Source organism: Acinetobacter sp. YH12135 (assembly GCF_013418565.1).
Taxonomy (GTDB): domain Bacteria; phylum Pseudomonadota; class Gammaproteobacteria; order Pseudomonadales; family Moraxellaceae; genus Acinetobacter; species Acinetobacter towneri.
The window spans coordinates 1-9,502 of sequence record NZ_VPBU01000036.1 but is presented as its reverse complement, the minus strand read 5'-3'; the positions used below and the strand labels follow the sequence as shown (position 1 = coordinate 9,502).

The following is a 9,502-nucleotide window of genomic DNA, read 5'->3' as shown; positions in this document are numbered from 1 at the left end:
CGGTACGGCTGCCGAACACGTGGTGAGCCTGAACGGCAATGCGGTGGGTAGTTACGGCACGCTGGTTCTCAATGCGGACGGCACCTATACCTACAGCCTGGACAATGCGAATCCGCTGGTGCAACAGCTGGCTCCGACCGAGACACTGACCGAAACCTACAGCTATACCTTGACCGACAAGGACGGTGACACTTCAACCGCCACACTGACCATCACCATCAACGGAGTGAACGATGCGCCAGTAATTGATTTGGATGAAAACAACAGCTCTGGTGAGATAGGTAATAATTATCGTGCGACATATACTTTGGGTGGTGCAGCAGTTGCGATTGCAGATCTGGATGTGAAGATTACCGATGCGGATGTGACTACACAGCCACATATCAAGAGTGCGACCATTACTCTGGATAATGCACAAACAGGCGATATTTTAACGGTAGGTTCATTACCAGTAGGTATTACCTCTTCTGTATCGGGCAACGTCATTACCTTGACGAGTACTGATACAGTGAATGGTTCAACACTTGCTGATTATGAAACAGCCATCAAAGCGATTACTTTTAGTACAACAACAGCTAACGAAACGATTGAACGTAACATTAAGGTGAAAGTCACTGATATTGGCAACGCTGATAGTAATGAAGCAATCAGTAAAATTGCTGTAAGTGTGATTCAGGCGCCAGGTCAGCCAGGTGGTCCAACCAATGGTAATGACCCAATCACAGGTGGTGATGGTGATGATGTGCTTATTGGTGATGCCGGTGGTGTTAAAACTGTGCTTGAACCAGGAACAAACTATAACATTGCCTTTATCATTGATATTTCGGGAAGTATGAATGCTGCGATTGATATGACGGGTGATGTAGAGCCATCTGACATTACTACACAGCGTATGGATTTGGTGAAAAAGGCATTAGTTGATTATTTGAACAATACCGTTAAACCATTTGTTGAAGCATCAGATGGTTTAGGTGGGCATGTCAATTTAACCCTGATTCAGTTTAGTTCTTTTGGAGCGGCAGCAGGTAGCCATAATAATGCTAACAATGCAGCCACACATCGGATCTCTTTTGAAGATTTGCAATCGGGTAACTATACAAACTTGATAAATAGTATTAATGGTATGACGGCAAGTGGTGGCACAAACTATGAAGCTGCCTTTAACCGTGCAGCAAACTGGTTTGAAAAAACGAGTGTACCTGCTGGTCATAATGTTGCGGCAGCAAATGGTTATAAGAATTTAACATTCTTTATTACCGATGGTGACCCATATGCATATATGACAGGAACAACAGAACAACTATATAGTACGAGTATAACTGCTGCTCAACAAGCAACTACTTTACAAAATGCGATTAATGCCTTTAGTGATGTTCGAGATAATAGTGGTATAGCATTAAGCAAATTGAGTGATGTACATGCGATAGGTGTTGGCCCATTGGTGAAAAAACCATGGTTGGATTTCTTTGATAATACGACAGATGGAGGTGATGGTTTTATTGTTACCACTGATAAGACTGTGGATGTTAGCCCTGTAACTGGTTGGATAGCCAATTTTGATAATTATACAGGCACGAGTGGTCATCAGAATAATCCAAATTCATGGGTGCGTTCAGATAATACGCAAGCAGATGCGGCTACGGTGTTTTGGGGTCGTTTGGTCTTGGCAGATACCATTGCAAACAACAATCAAGTCGCAACCTATGAGGGTCCAGAGTTTACCATTACAACAACTCAACCACATGCTTATACATCTTTTGAGTATCGTCATGCCAACTGGGTAGGTGGTGATAGCTTTACTTGGACATTACAACAGAAAATCGGTGCGGATTGGGTAGATGTGGATAAGGGTACAAATGCTCAAACCAATACTGGAGCAAGTGCAGCAGTGACCATGTCATCTAAACTGGTGGCGAGTAATGCAACCTATCGTTATGTCTTTACCGTTGAGGATCAATCCACAACAGGTGGTAAATATCGGGTTCACCTTGATAATATTCGGGTGAACTATGCAGATGCAACCCATAATGTAACGGGTAAACAAGGTCAATCTGAAATTATCATGACAGGCGACCAGCTTAAATATGCTTTGGAGGCAGGTAGTTTAAAGCCAAATCTAAATAAAGTCGGTCATGATATTATGTTTGGTGGTACAGGTAACGATATTATGTTTGGTGATACCATCAATACAGATTGGCTTGGTGTTGATAATGATACAACAGCGATTTGGGGTAATCGTGACATTAATGCTGCAAATCAGCCTGATGCTGAAGGTTCTGGTATGGCTGCTTTGACTTACTATCTCGGACAAATGTTGGGTCGTGAAGCAGAAGCTAATGATTACTATGAATTTATTAAAGCAGAATCTAATGATACAACAGGTGTAAGTCGCTTTAATGCGACCAATGACATGCGTGGAGGTAATGATGTTCTCGATGGTGCTGCAGGTAATGACATTTTGTATGGTCAGGGTGGTAATGACACCCTGATAGGTGGTATAGGCAATGACATTCTGTTTGGTGGTACAGGTGCAGATACTTTTGTTTGGGGGCAAACACTCAACACCACAACGGGATTATTAGAGACCAATGGTACAAATGATGCAGATGGTTCAACCGATACCATCAAGGACTTTAACAAAGATGATGGTGATATCCTAGATGCCAAAGCCTTGCTTAATGCACTCGGCTGGACAGGTTCAGGTAACTTGAGTGATTTCGTGACTGTAACGAATGGTAGTAATAGCATTAACATTCATGATGCAACGCACACCAATATAGTCACCATCGTGGTTGAGGGTCAAACCTTTAGCGATATCACCGACATGATCAACAAAACCAACTTCCAGACTTAAACCTAGCATAGAGGGCGTAGTCACTTCGCCCTCTATCCCAAATTTATTTATTAATATGATGGCAACATCGTTAAACATTTAAGAAACTTTAAAATAAGGGGAAACCTGTGAAAGTATTAGCATTAACAAAAATTGCAAGCATGGTAGCGGTAGCAAGTGTAGCATTGAGTACATCAGCAGCAGACTTAACATCTGTGACTAAAACTGCGATTGAAAATAATCCAGAGGTTCAGGTGCAATGGTCAAACTTTCTTGAAGCCACTGCGAACCAAAAACAGGCGCGAGCAGGTTATTTACCATCAATTGATTTAAATGCAGCTTATGGTAAAGGCGATCGTGACTTTGATGATCGCGGCTGGTTTAATCAAGGTCAAGTCGAAGTGGCTTTGACACAAATGCTCTTTGATGGCTTTCGAGTAAAGAATAAAGTAGAACAAGGTGACTATGCTGCACTGCGTCGTTATTATGAGCTCAACTCTGGTGTAGAGCAAAAAGCCTTAGAAGCAGCGCAAGCTTATCTTGATGTACAACGTTATCGTGATTTGGTACAACTTGCAGAAAACAACTTTAACAATCACCAGCGTGTATATAACCAAATTCAACAACGTGCCAATCAAGGGGTAGGTAACCGCGCCGATTTGTCTCAGATCGCAGGACGTTTGTCTTTGGCACAAACCAACATGCTTACAGAACAATCGAATCTCAATGATGTGTCTGCACGTTATGCACGTATTGTAGGTGTAGAACCAGCAAGTACATTGGCACCAGTGACTTTAACTGCAAACTTGCCAGCGAATGCACAAGAGGCTGTACAAGCTGCCTATGCACATAATAATGAACTTAAAGCAGCGTTGAGCGAAATGCAATATGCACGTGCCAATGCAAAAGAGTACAAAGCCAATATGTACCCAACGCTCTCTTTTGTTGCGCGTACAGGGCTGTATCAAAACCGCAATAGCTTTGATGAACGCAGTAATCCAGACAAATATGGTCAAGACAGTGCTGTTGAATTACGCATGAATTATAATTTGTTCAATGGCGGTGCAGATAAAGCGGCATTAAATGCAGCCAATGCACGGGTTATGTTGTCAGATGATTTGAAAAATAAAGCCTGTGTAGATATTCGCCAAACGACAACTGTAGCATATAATAATGTTGCCAATTATCAGAGCCAAATGCAGTGGTTACAACGTCACCGTGATGAATCTGCTGCGGTAGTCAGAGCTTATAATGATCAGTTTGATATTGGTCGTCGTAGCCTGCTGGATGTACTGGATTCAGAAAACGAGGCATTCCAAGCCAATCGTACCTATACCAATGCACAATATGATTTAAAAATCGCCCAGTTACAGACTTTATATAGCACAGGAAACTTATTGCCAACTTTAGGGGTAAAGCGTGACAACTTACCTGAAGTATCAGAAGTTAGCCAACGTGAAATTTTGGCTGAAAATGTGTGTGGTACAGCAAGTACAACCGCACAATAAGCTGTTTGAGCTATAGAGATAAAGATCAGGGTGCAACATTGCGCCCTATTTTTTTGACAGAGAAAGTTTGTTTGCATTGACCAATAGCCTTTTATCAAGATGTGGTGAACACGTGAGTACACAGATATTCGATCCTTTGGCATTATGCTTGATAAGGATTGCCAAAGATCATGACATAAGCATAACCCAAGAGGGCTTGTTGTCTGGTTTGCCATTACCTAATGGCCGCTTGATTCCGCAGTTTGTGGAGCGAGCTGCCGAGCGAGTAAGTTTATACAGCAATGTATTGCAACAGCGTTTACAGCAGCTCAACCACTTCGTATTTCCAGTGATTTTATTACTCAAAGATCAGACTGCATGTGTGTTGTACCGTATTGATAACGAGCGCGAAATTGCAACCGTGTACTTCCCAGAAATGAATGATACGGTGACAGAGGTAGCGTTATCACAATTGCAAGAAAAGTACCTAGGCACTGTTATTTACTTACAGCAGCGACAATTTATTGCGGATAATCAGCTTAAGATGCAGTCGAGTACGCAGCATTGGTTCTGGGGGGTTATTCGTCAGCATCGTTCGATGTATAAAGACATTTTATTGGCTGCATTATTTGTCAATATTTTTGCTTTATGTTCACCGTTTTTTGTGATGAATGTCTACGATCGTGTCGTACCGAATCATGCTTTAGATACATTATGGGTTTTGGCGCTTGGTATTACTTTGGTGATTACTGCCGACTTGGCACTTAAGCTAATCCGTAGTTATTTTGTCGATTTGGCTGCAGTACGTGCCGATAATAAATTGTCGGCATATATTATGGAAAAAGTACTTGGTCGCCGTATGGGACAAGATAATTTGTCGGTAGGAATGATGGCATCAAACATTCAATCTTATGAGTCCATTCGTGCTTTTAGTAGCTCAATGACTGTAGTTGCAATGATTGATTTGCCATTTTTTATTCTTTTCTTAGCGGTTATTTGCTTTTTATCTTGGATTTTTGTCATACCTTTACTCATTGGTGCAGTGGTTATTTTACTTTATGCGCTCTCTGTGCATATTCGTTTGAAGCAGTTGTCGGAGGCAATGTCGGAAGCATCTCAACAGCGACAAGGCTTATTGATTGAAACCTTAAATAATGAAGAAACAATAAAAAGCTTTAATGCGACAGGACGTATGCAAGCCCTGTGGGAAAAAGCCACGCGCTTTAATGTACATTATTCTTCGAAGTTACGTTTTTTGGGTGGCACTGTTGGTAGTTTTGCAGGATGGGTACAGCAAATCACAGGTGTAGTGATCATTTTGGTTGGGGTGTATCTCATTGTAGATGGTAAGCTTTCGCAAGGCGCGCTCATCGCTTGTTATCTGTTGGCAACACGATCATTAGCACCTATTTCACAAGTTGCGGGGTTATTAACCTCTTATTATCAGGCTTCTAGTGCATTAAAAATGCTGGATCAAACAGTACAATCAGAACAGGAGCGTGACAATCTAAAAGGCTGGCTTAGTCATCCACACTTACAAGGACAAATTGAGTTTAAAAATGTAAGTTTACGCTATTCGGAGGAAGCAAAATCTGCATTGAATGATGTTTCTTTTTCCATTCGAGCAGGGGAAAAAGTTGCGATATTAGGTAAGGTTGGTTCGGGTAAAAGCTCAATTGAAAAATTATTATTGGCGCTCTATCGTCCAACAGAAGGTTCAGTATTTATTGACCAAACTAATATCGCACAGATTGACCCAGCCGAATTGCGAAGCCAGATAGGCTATATCCCGCAAGATATTGAACTGTTAAATGGCACAGTATTATCAAATATTGTATTGGGTAATCCGCATGCGAGTCGAAGTGCTGTCGAAAAAAGTCTTATCGTGTCGGGATTGGCACATATTTTAAAAGCGCATGAAGATGGTTTATCTTTTCAAATTGGTGAGGGGGGTAGCAAGCTATCAGGAGGGCAGCGTCAAGCCATTGCTGTAGCACGTGCTATTGCTCAAGATGCAAAAATTTTAATTTTTGATGAGCCGACAAGTGCAATGGATACACCATTAGAGCATCATGTAATACGGCAGTTGCAACAATATATGACTGCTCAGCATACTTTAATTTTGGTGACGCATAAGCCTTCGTTATTGGCTTTGGTTGATCGTATTATTATTGTGGAAGATGGAAAAATCATTGCCGATGGTGATAAAAAAACGGTGATGAGTACGATGTTTCCTCAGCAAAGTCATCACAGTGGAGCAGCATCATGACGCAACCACAGAAAAAAACCCAACGCGAAAAACTCTTTGAGCAAGTAGGAAAAAGTATTGAGAACTCTGAACAAGTCAGTCAGTCTATTTTTTCCAGATTGATGTTATTTAAAAAGTATCAACCTGCGGCAGCAGATGATTGGCAAAGTCAACTTCAAGAGGTCACACAGTCGCAAAAGCCTATGCAAGCACGTTTGATTCTTTATATTGTTGTAGCAATTTGCTGTATATTTTTGCTGTGGGCAGCTTTTGCACAGGTTGATGAAATTACTCGTGGTGAAGGTAAAGTTATTCCATCCCAGCAAATGCAAGTGATTCAGTCTGTTGATGGTGGGGTAGTAGAAAAGGTTTATGTGCAAGAAGGTGAGCATGTAAAAAAAGGCGACCTATTGATTCGTATTGACCCGACACGGTTCACCTCAAATTTGAATGAAGTTAATGCCAAGATTTTTGCCTTGCAAACCAAAGTTAGACGTTTAAGTGCACAATTAAATGGCTCGGGCTATACCTCAGGCAGTGTCCCTGCGGGGGTTTCACCTGATGCAGCTGCAAGCATTATGGCGCAAGAAAGCCAATATTATGCAGAAAGTCTGCGTGAACTGAGTCAAAGAACCATGACCAATCAAGGCACGGTTTCGACCCGTCAACAGGAGTCACAACGGGCGCAAGCTGCGCTCGGCCAAGCCGAAAGAGCATATCAAATTGCGGTGCGGGAGTTAAATACCACAAGACCGTTGTTAAAGACGGGTGCAGTGTCAGAAATGGATATTTTGCGCCTTGAACGTGACGTATCGAATGCCGATGGCGAACGCAAACAGGCGGCAGCGAATTTAAGAGCTACGCAGGCATCTATTGGGGAAGCGCAATCACGCACTTCTGAGGCTGCGGTGAGTTTAAAAAATCAATGGCGCAATGAACTGGCAGAAGCGCAAGCTCAGCTAGTGAGTTTAAAGGAAAGTATTTCAGGCGTGGCAGATCGAGTAAAAACCACAGATATTCGTTCACCGACCAATGGTATCGTGCAGAAAATTTTCTTTAATACCATCGGTGGGGTGGTGAAACCGAGTGATCAAGTCGCGGAAATCGTACCTTTAGATGGACAATTGATTGTTGAAGCAAAAGTGTCTCCGAAAGATATTGCTTTTGTACGACCAGATTTGCCTGCGGTGATTAAATTTACGGCCTATGATTTTTCAATCTATGGCGGAATGAATGCGAAAGTAAAACATATTAGCCCAGACACATTTACCGATGAAAAAGGCAATATGTTTTATATCGTCCGTGCAGTGACAGACAAACCAACTTTCGGTAAAGGATTGTCTGTGATTCCAGGGATGACGGTTCAATTGGATATTATGACAGGTAAGAAAACAATTCTTTCTTATTTACTTAAACCAATTTTAAAAGCGAAAAACAATGCCTTAACCGAGCGTTAAGTCGAATAAACGTCATCAATCTACTAAAAATCCTTCTTTTAAAAAGAGGGATTTTTAATTTATAAAGCAGATTTTATAAGTGTTAATTTCAGTTTTACCCGATCAAATAAAGATCTTGTACTCGGTTTTAGTTTTTCCCGCTACCAAAGTGTTGCACCCAGTATGTTCGATGGGTTGTAGGATTTCGGCTACATGCGATCGCATAATCTTTAAATTGCGGTTTCATTAAGTTATCGCAATGTCCTGGGCTTAATGCCAGCCAATTTTCAAGAACTTGTTTAAGGTTGGTTTGACCTGTTGCTAGATTTTCACCCCCACCGCCTTTATACCCTGTTTTTTTAATACGGAATCTAAGATTTTCACCTCCACGCCCGACATGACTTAAAATCTGACGTTGTGAAATATCCTGTGCATGCGCAGTTGAGCTCATCTGTAATTGATTATTCCATTTTAATGAATGAGTTGCCGAGTAGGCAATTTTTCCACATTGTTGGGAGTGATTTCGAATTTCATTAATGGCATTTAAAACTGCTTGCTGAAACTGTGGATTTTGAATGTCATCACAAGAGATTTTGTCAAAAGAGGCTAAAGTCTGTTGAGGATTTTTTTGAGTGGGTATCGTTGTTGATTTTGCAATGGTTTTATTTGATTGATGCTGCAAAGGCTGTTGTGGTTGTGAATTTGAACATCCATGTAGTAAAAAGTATAGACTGCATATAAAAGAATGATAAGCAATATTTTTCATAGTGCACCTCTAGCAAATTTTTTTATTCATCAGATGTATTAGTTCAGACTTGATCGGACATAACTCTTGAAAAAGATAAAGTTACCCATTTTGATAAAGGTGTCGAAATCTTAATCAAACAAAGGTAACTTTCTTATGTTGCATACTAACAATCAAATCATTAAACACAAAGTAGGTCTGCTCAATTTAGCTGAAGTGCTTCAGAATGTATCTAGAGCGTGTAAAGTGATGGGTGTTTCTAGAGATACTTTTCATCGCTATCAGGAGCTAGTACAGTCTGGTGACATGGATGCATTGATCAATAAATCCCGTCGAGTACCTAATCTAAAAAATCGTGTAGATGATGCTACAGAACTAGCAGTCATTGATTTCGCAACTCAGTATCCAGCTTATGGGCAGCATCGTACTAGTAACGAATTACGCAAGAAGGGTGTATTTGTTTCAGGGTAATCCCCCCTAAAAATAATAGGATCTAAAAGTAGAATTTTCTCTTAAGATACGAGCAGGAGATTCTGCATGAAAACATCTAAATTTACTGACAGTCAGATCATGTCCATCTTGAAACAGGCAGAATCTGGCACACCTGTAGCGACCCTTTGCCGTGAACACGGCATGAGTAATGCTACCTTTTATAAATGGCGTGCCAAATATGGTGGTATGGATACATCATTAATGGCTCGACTGAAAGAGCTAGAAGCCGAAAATACCAGACTTAAAAAGATGTATGCGGAA

The 9,502-nt window shown here is 41.1% G+C and carries 6 protein-coding genes and 1 pseudogene; 6 read left to right on the top strand and 1 reads right to left on the bottom strand.

The features are described 5' to 3' along the window. The 4 genes from FTU70_RS14435 to FTU70_RS13785 form a co-directional block, all read left to right on the top strand. Positions 1-2,854: VCBS domain-containing protein (locus FTU70_RS14435; protein WP_180060770.1), on the top strand; the 2,854-nt coding region annotated here is incomplete at its 5' end. A gap of 107 nt (positions 2,855-2,961) precedes the next feature. Beyond that, on the top strand, positions 2,962-4,341 hold the full coding sequence (locus tag FTU70_RS13795) for a TolC family outer membrane protein (RefSeq protein ID WP_180060769.1): 1,380 nt from the start codon (positions 2,962-2,964) through the stop codon (positions 4,339-4,341). Between the two features lie 112 nt (positions 4,342-4,453). Continuing rightward, the gene (locus FTU70_RS13790) at positions 4,454-6,589 is read left to right on the top strand and encodes a type I secretion system permease/ATPase (protein ID WP_180060768.1); all 2,136 of its coding nucleotides are present in this window, start codon (positions 4,454-4,456) and stop codon (positions 6,587-6,589) included. After that, positions 6,586-8,025: an HlyD family type I secretion periplasmic adaptor subunit gene (locus tag FTU70_RS13785; protein WP_180060767.1), complete on the top strand. Its 1,440-nt coding sequence runs from the start codon at positions 6,586-6,588 to the stop codon at positions 8,023-8,025. Before FTU70_RS13790 ends, FTU70_RS13785 begins: the two co-directional genes overlap by 4 nt. 127 nt (positions 8,026-8,152) lie before the next feature. On the opposite strand, the gene FTU70_RS13780 is transcribed toward FTU70_RS13785, so the two are convergent. Continuing rightward, positions 8,153-8,770, bottom strand: a complete 618-nt coding sequence (locus tag FTU70_RS13780; protein WP_078390486.1) for a CAP domain-containing protein — start codon at positions 8,768-8,770, stop codon at positions 8,153-8,155. Between the two features lie 135 nt (positions 8,771-8,905). On the opposite strand from FTU70_RS13780, the pseudogene FTU70_RS13775 reads away from it, so the two are divergent. Then, positions 8,906-9,217 (top strand): annotated as a pseudogene (locus FTU70_RS13775) (helix-turn-helix domain-containing protein); the annotation flags it as partial. A 69-nt stretch (positions 9,218-9,286) separates the two neighbouring features. Continuing rightward, on the top strand, positions 9,287-9,502 hold a 216-nt coding region (locus FTU70_RS13770), incomplete at its 3' end, for a transposase (RefSeq protein ID WP_179988451.1).